Raw genomic sequence first — 17,300 nt, forward strand, 5'->3', positions numbered from 1 at the left:
GCTCCGCCCCCAGGCTCCCGGGCCAGGTGGGCGAAAGCCCCGCGGCCCCCGCAAGGCGGCGCCACCGGCCCTCGGGCCCGGTGGCGCCGAGCCCGGCGAGGGTTTCCGCCTCTAGAGGCACCAGTAATTCCTGCGGGAGCAACCCGCAGGACGGTTCCGCCAGGCTCGCAGGGTCGCCCCGAAAGGGCCCTGCGGGAACCGGCAGACAAACAGGAGATAGACGTGATCCAGCAGGAGTCGCGGCTGCGTGTCGCCGACAACACGGGAGCGAAGGAAATCCTTTGCATCCGTGTGCTCGGTGGCTCCGGTCGCCGCTACGCGGGCATCGGTGACGTCATCGTCGCCACCGTCAAGGACGCGATCCCCGGTGGCAACGTGAAGAAGGGTGACGTCATCAAGGCGGTCATCGTTCGCACCGTCAAGGAGCGCCGCCGTCCGGACGGCTCGTACATCCGCTTCGACGAGAACGCCGCTGTCATTCTCAAGAACGACGGCGACCCTCGCGGCACCCGTATTTTCGGCCCCGTGGGCCGTGAGCTGCGCGAGAAGAAGTTCATGAAGATCATCTCCCTCGCGCCGGAGGTGCTGTGAGCATGAAGATCAAGAAGGGCGACCTGGTTCAGGTCATCACCGGCAAGGACAAGGGCAAGCAGGGCAAGGTCATTGCCGCTTACCCGCGCGACGAGCGTGTCCTGGTCGAGGGTGTCAACCGGGTCAAGAAGCACACCAAGGCCGCTCCGACCGCTCGCGGTTCGCAGGCCGGCGGCATCGTCACGACCGAGGCGCCGATCCACGTCTCCAACGTCCAGCTGGTCGTTGAGAAGGACGGCAACAAGGTTGTCACGCGTGTCGGTTACCGCTTCGACGACGAAGGCAACAAGATCCGCGTTGCCAAGCGGACGGGTGAGGACATCTGATGACTACCACCACCGCTCCGCGTCTGAAGCTGAAGTACCGCGAGGAGATCGCGGGCAAGCTGCGTGACGAGTTCAAGTACGAGAACGTCATGCAGATCCCCGGCCTCGTCAAGATCGTGGTCAACATGGGTGTGGGCGACGCCGCCCGCGACTCCAAGCTGATCGAGGGCGCCATCCGCGACCTCACCACGATCACCGGTCAGAAGCCGGCCGTCACCAAGGCCCGTAAGTCCATCGCGCAGTTCAAGCTGCGTGAGGGCCAGCCGATCGGTGCCCACGTCACGCTCCGTGGCGACCGCATGTGGGAGTTCCTGGACCGCACCCTGTCGCTCGCGCTGCCGCGCATCCGCGACTTCCGTGGTCTGTCCCCCAAGCAGTTCGACGGCCGTGGCAACTACACCTTCGGTCTCACGGAGCAGGTCATGTTCCACGAGATCGACCAGGACAAGATCGACCGCGTCCGGGGTATGGACATCACCGTGGTCACCACGGCGACCAACGACGCCGAGGGCCGCGCGCTCCTCCGTCACCTCGGCTTCCCCTTCAAGGAGGCGTAAGCGAGATGGCGAAGAAGGCTCTGATTGCCAAGGCTGCTCGTAAGCCCAAGTTCGGTGTACGTGGCTACACGCGCTGCCAGCGCTGTGGTCGTCCGCACTCCGTGTACCGCAAGTTCGGCCTCTGCCGCGTGTGCCTTCGTGAGATGGCTCACCGTGGCGAGCTGCCGGGCGTGACCAAGAGCTCCTGGTAATTCCGCCCACCCGTCGCCCGACCACCGCCCCTCAAGGGCGGCCCTTCGGGCCGACAGGCTGGATTGGGATTGTCAGGGCTCTCGGTAAGTAAAGGGTCCGGTCAGGGGCCCACCCCTCCATGGCTTAGGCTAGGAGGGTTGGGCGCCTGACGCCCGTACGACTTACTACGCCGTAGGTCCACCGCGCCGCACCCGTCCCGTCTCGGATCGGGGAGAGGGATGGCGCACCAGGAAACCCCGGCGAGAGAGGCCGAAGGCCAATTCATGACCATGACTGATCCGATCGCAGACATGCTGACGCGTCTGCGTAACGCGAACTCGGCATACCACGACACCGTGGCGATGCCGCACAGCAAGATCAAGTCGCACATCGCGGAGATCCTCCAGCAGGAGGGCTTCATCACGGGCTGGAAGACCGAGGACGCCGAGGTCGGCAAGAACCTCGTTCTCGAGCTGAAGTTCGGCCCGAACCGTGAGCGCTCCATCGCGGGCATCAAGCGGATCTCCAAGCCCGGTCTCCGGGTGTACGCGAAGTCCACCAACCTGCCCAAGGTGCTCGGCGGCCTGGGCGTGGCGATCATCTCCACGTCCCACGGACTCCTCACCGACAAGCAGGCCGGCAAGAAGGGCGTAGGCGGAGAAGTTCTCGCCTACGTCTGGTAGCGGAAGGGAACGGAGGAAACAGCTATGTCGCGCATTGGCAAGCTCCCCATCACGGTTCCCGCCGGCGTGGACGTCACCATCGATGGCCGCACGGTCCAGGTGAAGGGCCCCAAGGGCACCCTCTCCCACACCATTGCGGCGCCGATCGAGATCGCTAAGGGCGAGGACGGCATTCTCAATGTCGTTCGCCCGAACGACGAGCGTCAGAACAAGGCCCTGCACGGCCTGTCCCGCACGCTGGTGGCGAACATGATCACCGGCGTGACCACGGGTTACGTGAAGAAGCTCGAGATCAGCGGTGTCGGTTACCGAGTCCTGGCGAAGGGTTCCAACCTGGAGTTCTCGCTCGGCTACAGCCACCCGATCCTGGTCGAGGCCCCCGAAGGCATCACCTTCAAGGTCGAGAACCCGACGCGGTTCTCGGTCGAGGGCATCGACAAGCAGAAGGTCGGCGAGGTTGCGGCCAACATCCGCAAGCTGCGCAAGCCCGACCCGTACAAGGCCAAGGGCGTCAAGTACGAGGGCGAAGTCATCCGCCGCAAGGTCGGAAAGGCGGGTAAGTAAGCCATGGCATACGGGCAGAAGATCGCCAAGGGCGACGCCTACAAGCGTGCTGCCATCAAGCGGCGCCACATCCGGATCCGTAAGAAGGTCTCGGGTACGGCTGAGCGTCCCCGCCTGGTCGTGACGCGCTCGAACCGCCACATCGTGGCCCAGGTGATCGACGACCTCAAGGGGCACACCCTTGCGTCGGCGTCCACCCTGGACACCTCGATCCGCGGCGGAGAGTCCGACAAGTCCTCGCAGGCCAAGCAGGTCGGCGCCCTGGTCGCCGAGCGCGCCAAGGCCGCGGGCGTCGAGGCCGTCGTGTTCGACCGTGGTGGCAACCAGTACGCGGGGCGCATCGCCGCCCTGGCGGACGCCGCCCGCGAAGCCGGGCTCAAGTTCTGAGCCTGCCGTAGCTAGCGGAAACAGAGAGAGGTAAATCCAATGGCTGGACCCCAGCGCCGCGGAAGCGGTGCCGGTGGCGGCGAGCGGCGGGACCGGAAGGGCCGTGACGGCGGTGCGTCTGCCGCCGAGAAGACCGCGTACGTTGAGCGCGTCGTCGCGATCAACCGCGTCGCCAAGGTTGTGAAGGGTGGTCGTCGCTTCAGCTTCACTGCGCTCGTCGTAGTGGGCGATGGCGATGGCACCGTCGGTGTCGGTTACGGCAAGGCCAAGGAGGTGCCGGCCGCCATCGCCAAGGGTGTCGAGGAGGCCAAGAAGCACTTCTTCAAGGTCCCCCGTATCCAGGGCACCATCCCGCACCCGATCACGGGCGAGAAGGCCGCGGGCGTCGTCCTGCTCAAGCCGGCTTCCCCCGGTACCGGCGTTATCGCCGGTGGCCCGGTGCGTGCCGTGCTCGAGTGCGCCGGCGTGCACGACATCCTGTCGAAGTCGCTCGGCTCGTCGAACGCGATCAACATCGTGCACGCGACCGTGGCAGCCCTGAAGGGTCTGCAGCGTCCCGAGGAGATCGCGGCCCGCCGCGGTCTGCCCCTCGAGGACGTCGCTCCCGCGGCTCTGCTGCGTGCGCGTGCCGGGGCTGGTGCTGCGTAATGGCTCAGCTCAAGATCACGCAGACGAAGTCGTACATCGGCAGCAAGCAGAACCACCGTGACACCCTGCGTTCGCTTGGTCTCAAGAGGATCAACGACGTGGTCGTCAAGGAGGACCGCCCCGAGTTCCGCGGCATGGTGCACACCGTCCGCCACCTCGTGACGGTCGAGGAGGTCGACTGATCATGGCGGAGCAGAACCCGCTCAAGATCCACAACCTCCGTCCTGCCCCGGGCGCCAAGACCGCCAAGACCCGCGTCGGTCGTGGTGAGGCCTCGAAGGGTAAGACGGCCGGTCGTGGCACCAAGGGCACAAAGGCCCGCTACCAGGTTCCGGAGCGCTTCGAGGGCGGGCAGATGCCCCTCCACATGCGGCTCCCGAAGCTGAAGGGCTTCAAGAACCCGTTCAAGACCGAGTACCAGGTCGTGAACCTGGACAAGCTGGCCTCCCTCTACCCCGAGGGTGGCGAGGTCACGGTGGCCGATCTGGTCGCCAAGGGCGCCGTTCGCAAGAACAGCCTTGTCAAGGTCCTCGGCCAGGGCGAGATCTCCGTGGCACTCGAGGTGAAGGTCGACGCGGCCTCCACCTCCGCCAAGGAGAAGATCGCCGCCGCCGGCGGCACCGTCACCGAGCTCGTCTGAACACCACAGGCGTCTCGATGACTTGAGCGCACCCGACCGGGGATGCCCCACAAATGGGGCATCCCCGGTCGGTCGTTCCAAGGAAAGCTGTGTCGCCGGTATGGTGGCCAGCACTGCTCATTTTCGCCTGGTGTGCCCACTGGGAACTCCAGACGGCTTTTGACTGTTAGTTAGCTGTCCATTACTCGTCGAACCTCAAGACCGCCTCTGACGCAGTTGCGCGGGGGTCGCAGGAGGCACCGTGCTCACCGCGTTCGCCCGGGCGTTCAAGACGCCCGACCTGCGCAAGAAGCTGCTCTTCACGCTCGGCATCATTGTGATCTACCGGGTCGGTACGCATATCCCGATCCCGGGCGTCGACTACGGGAACGTCCAGACCTGTATCGACAACGCCAACGCGAACCAGGGCATCTTCGGCCTGGTCAACATGTTCAGCGGTGGCGCTCTGCTGCAGATCACGGTCTTCGCGCTCGGCATCATGCCGTACATCACGGCGAGCATCATTCTGCAGCTGCTGACCGTGGTGATCCCGCGCCTGGAAGCCCTGAAGAAGGAGGGCCAGTCCGGCACGGCGAAGATCACGCAGTACACCCGTTATCTCACGGTGGCGCTGGCCGTCCTGCAGGGCACCGGCCTGGTGGCCACCGCCCGCACGGGCGCGCTGTTCCAGGGCTGCCCGGTCGCCACGCAGATCGTGCCCGACCGCTCGATCTTCGTGACCATCACGATGGTCATCACCATGACCGCCGGTACGGCCTTCGTCATGTGGCTCGGTGAGCTCATCACCGACCGCGGCATCGGCAACGGCATGTCGATCCTGATGTTCATCTCGATCGCCGCCACCTTCCCGTCCGCGCTGTGGGCCATCAAGCAGCAGGGCAGCCTGGCGGGCGGCTGGATCGAGTTCGGCGTCGTGATCGCGGTCGGCCTGTTCATGGTCGGCCTGGTGGTCTTCGTCGAGCAGGCTCAGCGCCGTATCCCGGTCCAGTACGCGAAGCGGATGATCGGCCGCCGCTCCTACGGCGGCACATCGACGTACATCCCGCTGAAGGTGAACCAGGCGGGCATCATCCCCGTGATCTTCGCCTCGTCGCTGCTCTACATCCCGGCACTGGTCGCACAGTTCTCCGGTGGAACCTCCGGCTGGAAGACCTGGATCGAGAAGAATCTCGCGGATCCGGGTGCGACGCCGCACATCATCCTCTACTTCTTCCTGATCATTTTCTTCGCGTTCTTCTACGTGGCCATCTCGTTCAACCCCGAGGAAGTCGCGGACAACATGAAGAAGTATGGTGGCTTCATCCCGGGCATCCGGGCTGGCCGACCGACCGCTGAGTACCTGGGATACGTACTCAACCGGATCACCTGGCCGGGTTCGCTGTACCTGGGGCTGATCGCTCTCGTGCCGACAGTGGCGTTGGCTGGTTTCGGCGCCAATCAGAACTTCCCGTTCGGTGGTACCAGCATCCTGATCATCGTGGGTGTGGGTCTGGAGACGGTGAAGCAGATCGAGAGCCAGCTCCAGCAGCGCAATTACGAAGGGTTCCTCCGCTGATGCGAATCGTCCTCGTCGGACCGCCCGGTGCCGGCAAGGGAACGCAGGCCGCGTTTCTTGCCAAGAACCTGTCGATCCCGCACATCTCCACGGGCGACCTCTTCCGCTCCAACATCAACCGGCAGACGGAACTCGGCAAACTTGCCAAGTCCTACATGGACGCGGGGAACCTGGTACCGGACGAGGTCACCATCGGGATGGCGCGGGACCGCATGGAGCAGCCCGATGCCGTGAACGGCTTCCTGCTGGACGGCTTTCCGCGCAACGTCTCGCAGGCCGAGGCGCTGGACCAGGCGCTGAAGGCCGACGGGGTGGAGCTGGACGCGGTGCTGGACCTGGAGGTCCCCGAGGACGAGGTGGTCAAGCGCATCGCCGGCCGCCGCATCTGCCGCAGGGACTCGGCCCATGTCTTCCACGTGGTGTACAGCCGGCCGAAGAAGGAAGGCGTCTGCGACGTCTGCAGCGGCGAGCTGTACCAGCGCGACGACGACTCCGAGGAAACCGTTCGCCGGCGGCTGGAGGTCTACCACACGCAGACCGAGCCGATCATCGACTACTACCGGGCGCAAGGCCTGGTCGTGACGATCTCGGCGCTCGGCAAGGTGGACGAGGTCACCAAGCGGGCCATGGACGCGCTCAAGCGTGAGGGCGACACGAACTCCGTGAGCGACGCGAGCGCGTAGGTGTCCTGCTGATTCGGCCGCGGTCCCCTTCAGGGTGCCGCGGCCGTACTGTTGTGTGTACGTGACGGTCAAGAAGACGGAGAGCGCAGGCCCCCATGGTGCAGATCAAGACGCCCGAGCAGATCGCCAAGATGCGTGAGGCGGGCCTTGTTGTCGCCGCCGTCCACAAGGCGACGCGTGAGGCGGCGGTGCCCGGGGCCACGACCAAGGATCTCGACGAGGTCGCCCGCAAGGTGCTGGACGAGCACGGGGCGAAGTCGAACTTCCTCGGGTACGGCGGCTTTCCCGCGACGATCTGCACCTCCGCGAACGAGGTCGTCGTCCATGGCATCCCCAGTGACGAGGTCGTCCTCAAGGACGGCGACATCATCTCCATCGACGCCGGCGCGATCGTGGACGGGTGGCACGGGGACGCGGCGTACACCGCGTTCGTGGGGGGCGGGCACGCTCCCGAACTCGTTGAGCTCTCGCGGGTGACCGAGGAATCGATGTGGGCGGGGATCGCCGCGATGAAGGTGGGGCACCGGCTTGTCGATGTCTCCCGTGCCATCGAGACGTATATCCGGCGGCAGCCCAAGCCCGGCGGCGGGCGGTACGGGATCATCGAGGACTACGGCGGGCATGGCATCGGTACGGAGATGCACATGGATCCGCATCTGCTGAACTACGTCGAGCGGAAGCGGGGGAGGGGGCCGAAGCTGGTGCCCGGCTTCTGCCTTGCCATCGAGCCGATGGTGTCCTTGGGGACGGCGAAGACCGAGGTGCTCTCGGACGACTGGACGGTCATCACCACGGATGGCACGTGGTCGTCCCACTGGGAGCACTCGGTCGCTCTGACGGAGGCGGGGCCGCTCGTGCTGACGGCTCCGGACGGGGGTAAGGCGAAGCTTGCCGAGTACGGCGTTGTGGCTGCGCCTGATCCGCTGGGGTGACGGGGTGGCGGGGAGGGGTTTTCTTTCCCCAGGCCCGCCCCTTCCCGGCTGTATCAATTTGCGGCTCCGTCGCGTGAGGGGGCTGCGCCCCCAGGCCCCCCGCCAGGGGGTGGGGTGACATGTCATGTCGTGGCTGCGGGTGCGTTGTGGCTTGTCGCGCCCACTCGGCGGAGCCGCAAATCGGATACAGCCCCGCGCCCCTGAAGGGCGCCCCTGGCGGGGCGGCTCCTGTCTGCCCGCTTAAGGATCTTCCTGGGTGGGCAGGCTCTCAATTCGTGTTTCCGATGGCCCTGACGTAGACTGACTCGTCGGCTCTTGTGTACCCGCATGTCTGCATGCGGTTGTGTGGAGCCGATCAAGGTAGTCGATTCGAAGGGCGAAGCGTGGCCAAGAAGCAAGGTGCCATCGAGATCGAGGGCACTGTCGTCGAGTCTCTTCCGAACGCGATGTTCAAGGTCGAGCTCCAGAACGGCCACCAGGTCCTGGCACACATCAGCGGCAAGATGCGTATGCACTACATCCGCATCCTCCCTGACGACCGGGTCGTGGTGGAGCTGTCTCCGTACGACCTGACGCGTGGCCGGATCGTCTACCGCTACAAGTAGATCTTGCCTGTGCCCCGCACCCGCGGGGTGGTGGCACTGACCCGGAGAACCTCACCCAATGAAGGTCAAGCCGAGCGTCAAGAAGATCTGCGACAAGTGCAGGGTGATCCGCCGTCACGGTCGGGTCATGGTCATCTGCGAAAACCCGCGCCACAAGCAGCGCCAGGGCTGACGCACGACCAACCTTCTGCATCCGCAGACTTCGCGCGACGCAAGCAGCACATGTTCATACGCAGAGCCCGGATCCCATGTTCAGCAAGGATCCGATACCCCCGGTCGGAGGCTGGGGACCCGTTCGTACCGAATCTTGGAGTCCAAGAGGACGGCGGGCGGGAGCCGGTTCTGCGGAAGACCTCCGAACGACAACTGGAGCCATTGAATGGCACGCGTTTCCGGTGTTGACATCCCGCGCGAAAAGCGCGTGGAGGTTGCCCTCACCTACGTGTTCGGCATCGGCCGGACCCTCTCGCAGAAGACGCTGGCCGAGACCGGCGTCAACCCGAACACCCGCGTTCGCGACCTCTCCGAGGAGGAGCTGGTCAAGATCCGCGAGTACGTGGACAACAACATCAAGACCGAGGGTGACCTCCGTCGCGAGGTTCAGGGCGACATTCGCCGCAAGATCGAGATCGGTTGCTACCAGGGCATCCGCCATCGTCGTGGCCTGCCCGTCCACGGTCAGCGCACCAGCACCAACGCCCGTACCCGCAAGGGTCCGCGTCGCGCCATCGCCGGTAAGAAGAAGCCGGGCAAGAAGTAGTCCTCAGCGGACAACGCTTCATCAGCGGTCTTCGCTGTAGGACCGACCACCTCCCCGTAGGAGTAATAGATGCCCCCCAAGGGACGTCAGGGCGCTGCCAAGAAGGTGCGCCGCAAGGAAAAGAAGAACGTCGCTCACGGCCACGCGCACATCAAGAGCACGTTCAACAACACCATCGTTTCGATCACCGACCCCACCGGCAACGTGATCTCCTGGGCCTCCGCCGGCCACGTCGGCTTCAAGGGCTCGCGCAAGTCGACCCCCTTCGCCGCGCAGATGGCCGCCGAGTCGGCCGCCCGCCGCGCGCAGGAGCACGGCATGCGCAAGGTGGACGTGTTCGTCAAGGGCCCGGGTTCGGGTCGTGAGACCGCCATCCGTTCGCTTCAGGCGACCGGTCTTGAGGTCGGCTCCATCCAGGACGTCACGCCCACCCCGCACAACGGCTGCCGTCCGCCGAAGCGCCGTCGCGTCTGACCTGACGTACGGCTGCTTGGTCTGAGGTTTTCGGGCGGTATGGCTCTTCGGAGCCGTATCGCCCGTACCCTTGCAATACATCAGGGCGTCAAATAGCGGGCGCCCCTGACAGAAGGAACGCAACATGCTGATTGCTCAGCGTCCCTCGTTGACCGAAGAGGTCGTCGACGAATTCCGCTCCCGGTTCGTGATCGAGCCGCTGGAGCCGGGCTTCGGTTACACCCTCGGCAACTCCCTGCGTCGTACTCTCCTGTCGTCGATTCCCGGAGCTGCTGTCACCAGCATCCGTATCGACGGTGTCCTGCACGAGTTCACCACCGTGCCGGGCGTCAAGGAGGACGTCACCGACCTGATCCTCAACATCAAGCAGCTGGTCGTCTCCTCGGAGCACGACGAGCCTGTGGTGATGTACCTGCGCAAGCAGGGGCCGGGTCTGGTGACCGCCGCCGACATCGCGCCGCCGGCCGGTGTCGAGGTGCACAACCCGGATCTGGTTCTTGCCACGCTCAACGGCAAGGGCAAGCTGGAGATGGAGCTCACGGTCGAGCGTGGCCGTGGTTATGTCTCCGCCGTGCAGAACAAGCAGGTCGGTCAGGAGATCGGGCGTATTCCGGTCGACTCGATCTACTCGCCGGTGCTCAAGGTCACGTACAAGGTCGAGGCCACGCGTGTCGAGCAGCGCACCGACTTCGACAAGCTGATCGTCGACGTCGAGACCAAGCAGGCGATGCGTCCGCGTGACGCGATGGCTTCCGCCGGTAAGACGCTGGTCGAGCTGTTCGGTCTGGCCCGTGAGCTCAACATCGACGCCGAGGGCATCGACATGGGCCCGTCGCCGACGGACGCAGCCCTCGCCGCCGATCTGGCGCTGCCGATCGAGGAGCTGGAGCTCACCGTCCGGTCGTACAACTGCCTCAAGCGCGAGGGCATCCACTCCGTGGGTGAGCTCGTGGCGCGTTCCGAGGCCGACCTGCTCGACATCCGTAACTTCGGTGCGAAGTCCATCGACGAGGTCAAGGCGAAGCTGAACGGGATGGGTCTGGCCCTGAAGGACAGCCCGCCCGGATTCGACCCGACCGCTGCGGCGGACGCCTTTGGCGCCGATGACGACGCGGATGCCGGTTTCGTCGAGACCGAGCAGTACTAGTCGCTCCGCGAGTAGGCCGGATTTTTGACTGCGGGTCCGCTGTGGCTGGTCGCGCAGTTCCCCGCGCCCCTGAAGGGGCGCGGGTGCTCCGGGCGCCTTGAAAAGGGTGCCCGGATCTCCGACAGGCGACCGCCTGCTCGGATACTGACCTCGGTACCTAGTACGGCCGGGGCAGACACCTAGGAGAAGAACCATGCCGAAGCCCGCCAAGGGTGCCCGTCTGGGCGGCGGTGCCGCGCACGAGAAGCTGCTTCTTGCGAACCTTGCGAAGGCGCTGTTCGAGCACGGTCGTATCACCACGACCGAGGCGAAGGCCCGCCGGCTGCGGCCGTACGCCGAGCGTCTGGTCACCAAGGCGAAGAAGGGCGACCTTCACAACCGCCGTCAGGTGCTCCAGGTCATCACGGACAAGAGCATCGTGCACACGCTCTTCACCGAGATCGGCCCGCGGTACGAGAACCGTCCGGGTGGCTACACCCGTATCACCAAGATCGGTAACCGCCGGGGCGACAACGCGCCCATGGCTGTCATCGAGCTGGTGGAGGCGCTGACCGTGGCCCAGGAGGCCACCGGTGAGGCCGAGGCGGCCACCAAGCGTGCCGTCAAGGAGGACGCCTTCAAGAAGGAAGACGTTCTCAAGAAGGACGAGGCCGCTGAGGCCGAGGCCGAAGAGGTCGTCGAGGACGCGAAGCCGGCTGCTGCCGAGGGCGACGAGTCCAAGGACGCCTGAGGTTTCACCTCGCGTCGAGCGGGTCCGCCCCTCCGGGGGCGGGCCCGTTTTCGTGTTCCTGAAAGGATCCAGGTGTGAGTGACGAGGTAGAGCCCGGGTTCGTACGGGTGCGGCTTGATCTTTCGTATGACGGGAGCGCGTTCTCCGGGTGGGCCAAGCAGGCCGGGGGGCGGCGGACCGTGCAGGGGGAGATCGAGGACGCGCTGCGTACGGTGACGCGGTCGCGGGAGGTGACGTACGAGCTGACCGTGGCCGGGCGGACCGATGCAGGGGTGCATGCGCGGGGGCAGGTGGCGCATGTCGATCTGCCCGAAGGGCTGTGGGCCGAGCATCGGGAGAAGCTGCTCAAGCGGCTGGCCGGGCGGTTGCCGAAGGATGTGCGGGTGTGGTCGCTGCGGGAGGCGCCCAGCGGCTTCAACGCCCGTTTCTCGGCGGTCTGGCGGCGATACGCCTATCGCGTCACCGACAACCCGGGTGGCGTCGATCCGCTGCTGCGCAGCCACGTCCTCTGGCACGACTGGCCGCTCGATGTCGGCGCGATGAACGAGGCGGCGCGGCCGCTGCTCGGGGAGCACGACTTCGCCGCGTACTGCAAGAAGCGGGACGGGGCGACGACCATTCGTACGCTTCAGGAGCTGAGCCTTGCGCGGGGGGCGGACGGAGTGATCACCGCCACGGTGCGGGCCGATGCCTTCTGCCACAACATGGTGCGGTCGCTGATCGGGGCGCTGCTGTTCGTGGGGGACGGACATCGCGGTCCCGACTGGCCGGGGAAGGTGCTCGCCGCCGGGGTGCGGGACTCCGCCGTGCATGTCGTACGGCCGCACGGGCTGACGCTGGAGGAAGTCGGGTACCCGGCGGACGAGTTGCTGGCGGCGCGGAACAAAGAGGCGCGGAACCGGCGGTCGTTGCCGGGGGCGGGGTGTTGCTGAAGGGAGAGCGGGGGTTGGTTGTCGGCGGTGGTCGCCCGTGGGGGCCACCGCCTTCCCGTTGCCCGCGTACTGCCCGGCGCCGTGTTCAGCCGTCGCCGTCGCCCCGGGCTCAACTCCCCGCGGATTCCTACTCGTTGGCCGCGGCCGAAGCCTGCGCCTCGCCCCGGCGGCGGATCTGGCGGAAGGTGAACTCCGCGAGGTCGTCACCGGTGGAGAAGACCTTGGTGTCCTTCTGGGTCACGTCCTTGCCGTTGGTGAAGCCGGCGACCGTGAAGTAGGCGTAGCGGCCGTACGAGTTGGTCGTCGAGCGGCAGACCGCCGCGCGGCAGAAGGCGGGGACGCCGTCGCCCGACAGCGACTGGACGACGCTCTTGGTGTCCGCGTCGTTCTTGGCCTTGGCCGCCTGGGCCTCGGTGTCGAAGAGGGCCACGCCGACCGTCACCGCCACACCGTTCAGGGAGTACGTGACGCGCATCAGCCGCGTGCAGTCGTTCTTCGTGAGGACCGTGCCGAGCGTGCCCTGGACGGCCGACGCGCAGTCCTTCGTGGACGCGGTCTTGCCCTTCTCATAGCGGGACTCGCCCATCGTCAGCCGCGAACCGGGGAAGAGGATGTCCGGGCTGAGCGGCGCCGTGTCCTTCTTCGCGCTGGAGATGAAGTCCTTCGGGTCCAGCGGGGGAGGCGCCGAGGTCTCCGCGAACGAAGGGCCGGGGCTGGTGGTGTCCGGCGGGATGTCCGAGGTGGCGGGCAGGTCGGAGGCAGGCTGGTTCACCACCTGGCCGTCGTTGCCGTCGGCCGAGACCACGGCCACGGCGACGGCCGCGCCTATCGCGACCGTGGCGAGCGCGCCGCCGCCGACCATCAGCCATCTGCGGCGCCGGTTGCGCGATTCGGACGCCTCGGCGAGCGCCGCCCAGTCGGGGGTCTGGTTTCCCCACTGCGGCGGCTGAGAACCCGATCCCCCGGGACCCCACTGAGGTCCCCCCTGCCCAAAGCTCATGGGGCGCATCTTATGACAGGACAAGGCGTCTACTGGTACCACAGCGGTAACAGTGGTAACCCTCGGCCCCCGCGCGTTTTGACCCGTGTGGGCCGCCGGAGCTATTCTTGCCCTTCGTTATGTGTATTGGCTTGCTCATTCTCACGTGAGAGGCCCTTACACCGGTCCACCGGGGCCGATGACCAGCGATCTGCATGCGGTTGCGTCGCCGCCGTGCGGTCAGGGCTGTCGTGATCGTCCGTGGTGGCCTTGTCAGGACCCCACTCACTGAAGAAGCGAAGGCTACGAACCGTGCGTACGTACAGCCCCAAGCCCGGCGACATCACTCGCCAGTGGCACGTCATCGATGCCCGGGACGTCGTTCTCGGCCGTCTGGCGACCACCGCTGCCACCCTTCTGCGCGGCAAGCACAAGCCGATCTACGCTCCGCACGTCGACGCTGGTGACTTCGTCATCATCATCAACGCGGACAAGGTCCACCTGTCCGGCAACAAGCGGACCCAGAAGCTGGCGTACCGCCACTCCGGGTACCCGGGTGGTCTGCGCTCCGTCCGTTACGACGAGCTGCTGGACAAGAACCCCGAGAAGGCGGTCGAGAAGGCCGTCAAGGGCATGCTCCCGAAGAACACCCTGGGCCGTCAGATGCTCTCGAAGCTGAAGGTCTACAGGGGTGACCAGCACCCGCACGGCGCGCAGCAGCCGCAGCCGTACGAGATCACCCAGGTCGCGCAGTAAGTCCGGCCACCCCTAAGACCAGAAGAGAATCTGAGGAGAATCGTGGCCGAGACCACTACCGAGCAGCCGGTCGAAGAGACCGAGACCGAGCTCGTCGACATCGAGCAGTACACCACCGAGTCCGAGGTCCCCGTCGAGGGCGAGTACACCTCGGAGTCCCTGGCCTCCCGCTTCGGCGAGCCGCAGCCGGCCGCCGGACTGGGCCGCCGCAAGAACGCCATCGCCCGCGTCCGGATCGTTCCGGGCTCCGGCAAGTGGAAGATCAACGGTCGCACCCTTGAGGACTACTTCCCCAACAAGGTGCACCAGCAGGAAGTCAACGAGCCCTTCAAGGTGCTCGAGCTCGACGACCGTTACGACGTTGTCGCCCGCATCTCGGGTGGCGGCGTCTCCGGCCAGGCCGGCGCCCTGCGCCTCGGTGTGGCCCGCGCGCTGAACGAGGCGGACGTGGACAACAACCGCGGCGCCCTGAAGAAGGCCGGCTTCCTCCGCCGCGACGACCGTGCGGTCGAGCGCAAGAAGGCCGGTCTGAAGAAGGCCCGCAAGGCGCCGCAGTACAGCAAGCGGTAACGCTCCGCTGAGGGGCTGGGTTATCAGCTGCGGGTTCGTTGTGGCTGGTCGCGCAGTTCCCCCGCGCCCCTTCGGGGCGCGGCCCTGTGCCCCGTACGGGGCACCGCACGCAGCATCCGCCCCGGCGGCACTCCTGTGCCGCCGGGGCGTGGCGTTTACGGCAAGTAGCACTTATCGCGGCCTTACGTCACCGTCCATCAGCCTGGGAACTGGGGATACTCGTGAGCAAGGCCTTACCTGGACACTCGGCTTGAGCCGCAATTTCTGAGCATGTTCGGAGGACACCAGTGGGACGACTCTTCGGCACGGACGGCGTGCGCGGTGTTGCCAACGCGGACCTGACGGCTGAGCTGGCGCTCGGCCTGTCCGTCGCGGCGGCGCACGTACTGGCCGAGGCGGGCACCTTCGAGGGCCACCGGCCCACGGCGGTGGTCGGGCGGGACCCACGGGCGTCCGGGGAGTTCCTGGAGGCCGCCGTGGTCGCCGGCCTCGCCAGCGCGGGCGTGGACGTACTGCGCGTGGGCGTGCTGCCGACGCCGGCGGTGGCGTACCTCACCGGCGCACTCGGCGCCGACCTCGGCGTGATGCTCTCCGCCAGCCACAACGCCATGCCCGACAACGGCATCAAGTTCTTCGAGCGCGGCGGCCACAAACTCGCCGACCAGCTGGAGGACCGGATCGAGGCCGTGTACGAGGAGCACCGCACCGGGGCTCCCTGGGACCGGCCCACCGGTGCGGGCGTCGGGCGCGTCCGGACGTACGAGGAGGGGTTCGAGCGGTACGTCGCCCACCTCATCACGGCGGTTCCGAACCGTCTGGACGGTTTGAAGGTCGTCCTCGACGAGGCGCACGGCGCCGCCGCCCGGGTCTCGCCCGAGGCCTTCATCCGGGCGGGCGCCGAGGTCGTCACCATCGGCGCCGAGCCGGACGGCCTGAACATCAACGCCGGGTGCGGCTCCACGCACCTGGGTCTGTTGCAGGCAGCCGTGGTCGAGCACGGCGCCGACCTGGGCATCGCGCACGACGGCGACGCCGACCGCTGCCTCGCCGTGGACCACACGGGCGCCGAGATCGACGGGGACCAGATCCTGGCCGTACTCGCGCTGGCGATGCGGGAGCGTTCCGCACTGCGCTCCGACACCGTGGTCGCGACGGTCATGTCCAACCTGGGCTTCAAGCTGGCCATGGAGCGTGAGGGACTCTCCCTGGTACAGACGGCAGTTGGTGACCGTTACGTACTGGAGGAGATGAAGAAGCACGACTACGCGCTCGGCGGCGAGCAGTCCGGGCACGTGATCATCACGGACCACGCGACCACCGGCGACGGCACGCTGACCGGCCTGCTGCTGGCGGCCCGGATCGCCCAGACGGGACGTACGCTCCAGGACCTCGCGTCCGTCATGGACCGGCTGCCGCAGGTACTGATCAATGTGCCGGACGTCGACAGGTCGCGGGTGAAGACCTCCGAGGAACTGGCGGCCGCGGTCGCCGATGCGGAGCGCGAACTCGGTTCCACGGGGCGGGTGTTGCTGCGTCCTTCGGGTACGGAGCCGCTGGTGCGGGTGATGGTGGAGGCTGCCGACCTCGATCAGGCACGGTCGGTGGCGGGGCGGCTCGCCGACGTGGTGAAGTCGGCGCTGGCCTGCTAGGCCTGGGCCTTCTTGGCGTCTCGTTCACGCTGCTTCGCCCAGAAGAACTTCTGGGCGAGCAGTGTGAGCGTGCCGGCGAGGATGATGCCGAGCAGGTTCAGGAGCAGTTGCTCGGTGGAGCCCCAGGTCTGCTTCGTGTCTCCGTAGCTCAGGGCCACCGCTGCGTTGGCGGCGGCCGGGACCGTCGTGACGGAGATCGCGACGCCGACCAGGAGGCCCGACTTGGCCGAGGTCAGCGAGAGGGTGCCGGCGATGCCCGCGAGGACGGCCACGATGAAGGAGAACGCGTCGGGCGCGTAGACGAAGGCGGTGTTGGGCCTCTCGGCGTCCAGTTGCTCCCTGCTGAAGAGCTCGATCGAGTCCATGAAGTAGCTGAAGACGACCGTCACCGCCATGGCGAAGGCGAAGCCCACCAGCAGCGCCATCGCCGAACGCAGCGCGAGCCGCGGAGCGCGCCGCACCAGCGCCGTGCACAGACCGGCCAGCGGCCCGAACTCCGGGCCCACCGCCATCGCGCCCACGATCAGGATCGCGTTGTCGAGGACCACACCGCAGGCCGCGATCATCGTGGCCAGTGTGATGAAGGCGATGTACGTGAACGAGAGTGTCGACTCCTCGTGGGTCGCGTCCGCCAGGTGTTCCCACAGGACCGCGTCCGCGCCCTCGCCCGGCGCGTCGTCGCGGGCCTTGTCGGCACGCTCCGACAGCGAGAGATCAATGTTCTCGATGGCGATGGAGCCGCACTTGTCGATCTCCAACTCCCGCAGCTCACCGAGCAGTTCGTCGCCCGCCTCGCGCGCGACGTCGCACATCACCACATCCCCGGCGGGGTTGCGGGCAGCGCCCTGCATCACGACGAGATGCGTGGCGCCGACGGTCTTCTCGATCAGGCGGACCACGCTGTCGGTCTTGTCGGACGGCGTGATCAGGCGCAGATGCAGCATTCCCGCAGCGTAGCCGG

At 66.6% G+C, this 17,300-nt stretch carries 25 protein-coding genes; 23 read left to right on the top strand and 2 right to left on the bottom strand.

The annotated features are described in order from the left end of the window. Positions 1 to 222: 222 nt before the first annotated feature. The 20 genes from rplN (at position 223) to truA (ending at position 12,385) form a co-directional block, all read left to right on the top strand. Entirely contained in the window at positions 223 to 591 is a 369-nt protein-coding gene (gene rplN, locus IEZ21_RS31950; protein ID WP_003992364.1) for a 50S ribosomal protein L14, read from the top strand. 2 nt (positions 592 to 593) lie between these two features. Further along, positions 594 to 917 (top strand): 50S ribosomal protein L24, encoded by a 324-nt coding sequence (gene rplX / locus IEZ21_RS31955; protein WP_033319642.1) that lies wholly within the window; start codon positions 594 to 596, stop codon positions 915 to 917. Next, positions 917 to 1,474 carry a 50S ribosomal protein L5 gene (gene rplE / locus IEZ21_RS31960; RefSeq protein WP_033319643.1) on the top strand — a complete coding sequence of 186 codons (558 nt, stop codon included), beginning with the start codon at positions 917 to 919 and terminating at the stop codon, positions 1,472 to 1,474. Before rplX ends, rplE begins: the two co-directional genes overlap by 1 nt. A gap of 5 nt (positions 1,475 to 1,479) precedes the next feature. Further along, positions 1,480 to 1,665, top strand: a complete 186-nt coding sequence (locus IEZ21_RS31965; RefSeq protein ID WP_003948630.1) for a type Z 30S ribosomal protein S14 — start codon at positions 1,480 to 1,482, stop codon at positions 1,663 to 1,665. 264 nt (positions 1,666 to 1,929) lie between these two features. Continuing rightward, entirely contained in the window at positions 1,930 to 2,328 is a 399-nt protein-coding gene (rpsH, locus tag IEZ21_RS31970; RefSeq protein WP_033319644.1) for a 30S ribosomal protein S8, read from the top strand. A 24-nt stretch (positions 2,329 to 2,352) separates the two neighbouring features. After that, positions 2,353 to 2,892 (top strand): 50S ribosomal protein L6, encoded by a 540-nt coding sequence (gene rplF, locus IEZ21_RS31975; protein ID WP_033319645.1) that lies wholly within the window; start codon positions 2,353 to 2,355, stop codon positions 2,890 to 2,892. 3 nt (positions 2,893 to 2,895) lie between these two features. Beyond that, positions 2,896 to 3,279, top strand: coding sequence for a 50S ribosomal protein L18 (gene rplR / locus IEZ21_RS31980; RefSeq protein WP_189325324.1), 384 nt, complete (start codon positions 2,896 to 2,898; stop codon positions 3,277 to 3,279). Between the two features lie 39 nt (positions 3,280 to 3,318). Then, the gene (gene rpsE / locus IEZ21_RS31985; RefSeq protein WP_033319646.1) at positions 3,319 to 3,927 is read left to right on the top strand and encodes a 30S ribosomal protein S5; all 609 of its coding nucleotides are present in this window, start codon (positions 3,319 to 3,321) and stop codon (positions 3,925 to 3,927) included. After that, positions 3,927 to 4,109: a 50S ribosomal protein L30 gene (gene rpmD, locus IEZ21_RS31990; RefSeq protein WP_033319647.1), complete on the top strand. Its 183-nt coding sequence runs from the start codon at positions 3,927 to 3,929 to the stop codon at positions 4,107 to 4,109. The genes rpsE and rpmD overlap by 1 nt, the downstream gene beginning before the upstream one ends. Before the next feature lie 2 nt (positions 4,110 to 4,111). Then, entirely contained in the window at positions 4,112 to 4,567 is a 456-nt protein-coding gene (gene rplO, locus IEZ21_RS31995; protein WP_033319648.1) for a 50S ribosomal protein L15, read from the top strand. A 241-nt stretch (positions 4,568 to 4,808) separates the two neighbouring features. After that, the gene (gene secY / locus IEZ21_RS32000) at positions 4,809 to 6,122 is read left to right on the top strand and encodes a preprotein translocase subunit SecY (RefSeq protein WP_189325325.1); all 1,314 of its coding nucleotides are present in this window, start codon (positions 4,809 to 4,811) and stop codon (positions 6,120 to 6,122) included. Then, positions 6,122 to 6,805 carry an adenylate kinase gene (locus IEZ21_RS32005; RefSeq protein ID WP_189325326.1) on the top strand — a complete coding sequence of 228 codons (684 nt, stop codon included), beginning with the start codon at positions 6,122 to 6,124 and terminating at the stop codon, positions 6,803 to 6,805. The genes secY and IEZ21_RS32005 overlap by 1 nt, the downstream gene beginning before the upstream one ends. A gap of 95 nt (positions 6,806 to 6,900) precedes the next feature. Beyond that, positions 6,901 to 7,737: a type I methionyl aminopeptidase gene (map, locus tag IEZ21_RS32010; protein ID WP_189325327.1), complete on the top strand. Its 837-nt coding sequence runs from the start codon at positions 6,901 to 6,903 to the stop codon at positions 7,735 to 7,737. Between the two features lie 383 nt (positions 7,738 to 8,120). Next, positions 8,121 to 8,342 carry a translation initiation factor IF-1 gene (gene infA, locus IEZ21_RS32015; RefSeq protein WP_003948620.1) on the top strand — a complete coding sequence of 74 codons (222 nt, stop codon included), beginning with the start codon at positions 8,121 to 8,123 and terminating at the stop codon, positions 8,340 to 8,342. Between the two features lie 58 nt (positions 8,343 to 8,400). Further along, complete coding sequence (rpmJ, locus tag IEZ21_RS32020) at positions 8,401 to 8,514, top strand: 50S ribosomal protein L36 (RefSeq protein ID WP_003998809.1); 114 nt, start codon at positions 8,401 to 8,403, stop codon at positions 8,512 to 8,514. Positions 8,515 to 8,721: 207 nt separating this feature from the next. Beyond that, on the top strand, positions 8,722 to 9,102 hold the full coding sequence (gene rpsM / locus IEZ21_RS32025; RefSeq protein WP_033319652.1) for a 30S ribosomal protein S13: 381 nt from the start codon (positions 8,722 to 8,724) through the stop codon (positions 9,100 to 9,102). A gap of 69 nt (positions 9,103 to 9,171) precedes the next feature. Then, on the top strand, positions 9,172 to 9,576 hold the full coding sequence (gene rpsK, locus IEZ21_RS32030) for a 30S ribosomal protein S11 (protein ID WP_003948617.1): 405 nt from the start codon (positions 9,172 to 9,174) through the stop codon (positions 9,574 to 9,576). 124 nt (positions 9,577 to 9,700) lie between these two features. Continuing rightward, on the top strand, positions 9,701 to 10,723 hold the full coding sequence (locus IEZ21_RS32035; protein WP_189325328.1) for a DNA-directed RNA polymerase subunit alpha: 1,023 nt from the start codon (positions 9,701 to 9,703) through the stop codon (positions 10,721 to 10,723). Positions 10,724 to 10,916: 193 nt separating this feature from the next. Beyond that, a complete protein-coding gene (gene rplQ, locus IEZ21_RS32040; RefSeq protein ID WP_189325329.1) occupies positions 10,917 to 11,453 on the top strand; it encodes a 50S ribosomal protein L17 in 537 nt (178 codons plus the stop codon). Between the two features lie 74 nt (positions 11,454 to 11,527). Further along, complete coding sequence (gene truA, locus IEZ21_RS32045) at positions 11,528 to 12,385, top strand: tRNA pseudouridine(38-40) synthase TruA (RefSeq protein ID WP_189325330.1); 858 nt, start codon at positions 11,528 to 11,530, stop codon at positions 12,383 to 12,385. A 127-nt stretch (positions 12,386 to 12,512) separates the two neighbouring features. Here truA and IEZ21_RS32050 read toward each other — a convergent pair whose 3' ends face one another. After that, on the bottom strand, positions 12,513 to 13,385 hold the full coding sequence (locus IEZ21_RS32050) for a hypothetical protein (RefSeq protein WP_189325331.1): 873 nt from the start codon (positions 13,383 to 13,385) through the stop codon (positions 12,513 to 12,515). A 291-nt stretch (positions 13,386 to 13,676) separates the two neighbouring features. Here IEZ21_RS32050 and rplM point away from each other — a divergent pair, with 291 nt between their 5' ends. From rplM to glmM, 3 genes are all read left to right on the top strand, one after another. After that, entirely contained in the window at positions 13,677 to 14,120 is a 444-nt protein-coding gene (rplM, locus tag IEZ21_RS32055; protein ID WP_033329151.1) for a 50S ribosomal protein L13, read from the top strand. A gap of 42 nt (positions 14,121 to 14,162) precedes the next feature. Next, positions 14,163 to 14,690 (top strand): 30S ribosomal protein S9, encoded by a 528-nt coding sequence (gene rpsI, locus IEZ21_RS32060; RefSeq protein ID WP_037973880.1) that lies wholly within the window; start codon positions 14,163 to 14,165, stop codon positions 14,688 to 14,690. A gap of 287 nt (positions 14,691 to 14,977) precedes the next feature. Then, positions 14,978 to 16,339, top strand: a complete 1,362-nt coding sequence (gene glmM / locus IEZ21_RS32065; protein WP_189325332.1) for a phosphoglucosamine mutase — start codon at positions 14,978 to 14,980, stop codon at positions 16,337 to 16,339. On the opposite strand, the gene IEZ21_RS32070 is transcribed toward glmM, so the two are convergent. Beyond that, a complete protein-coding gene (locus IEZ21_RS32070) occupies positions 16,336 to 17,283 on the bottom strand; it encodes a DUF389 domain-containing protein (protein WP_189325333.1) in 948 nt (315 codons plus the stop codon). The genes glmM and IEZ21_RS32070 overlap by 4 nt on opposite strands. Positions 17,284 to 17,300 lie beyond the last annotated feature (17 nt).

Origin of the sequence: Streptomyces flaveus (genome assembly GCF_014647675.1) — a bacterium.
GTDB lineage: Bacteria > Actinomycetota > Actinomycetes > Streptomycetales > Streptomycetaceae > Streptomyces > Streptomyces flaveus.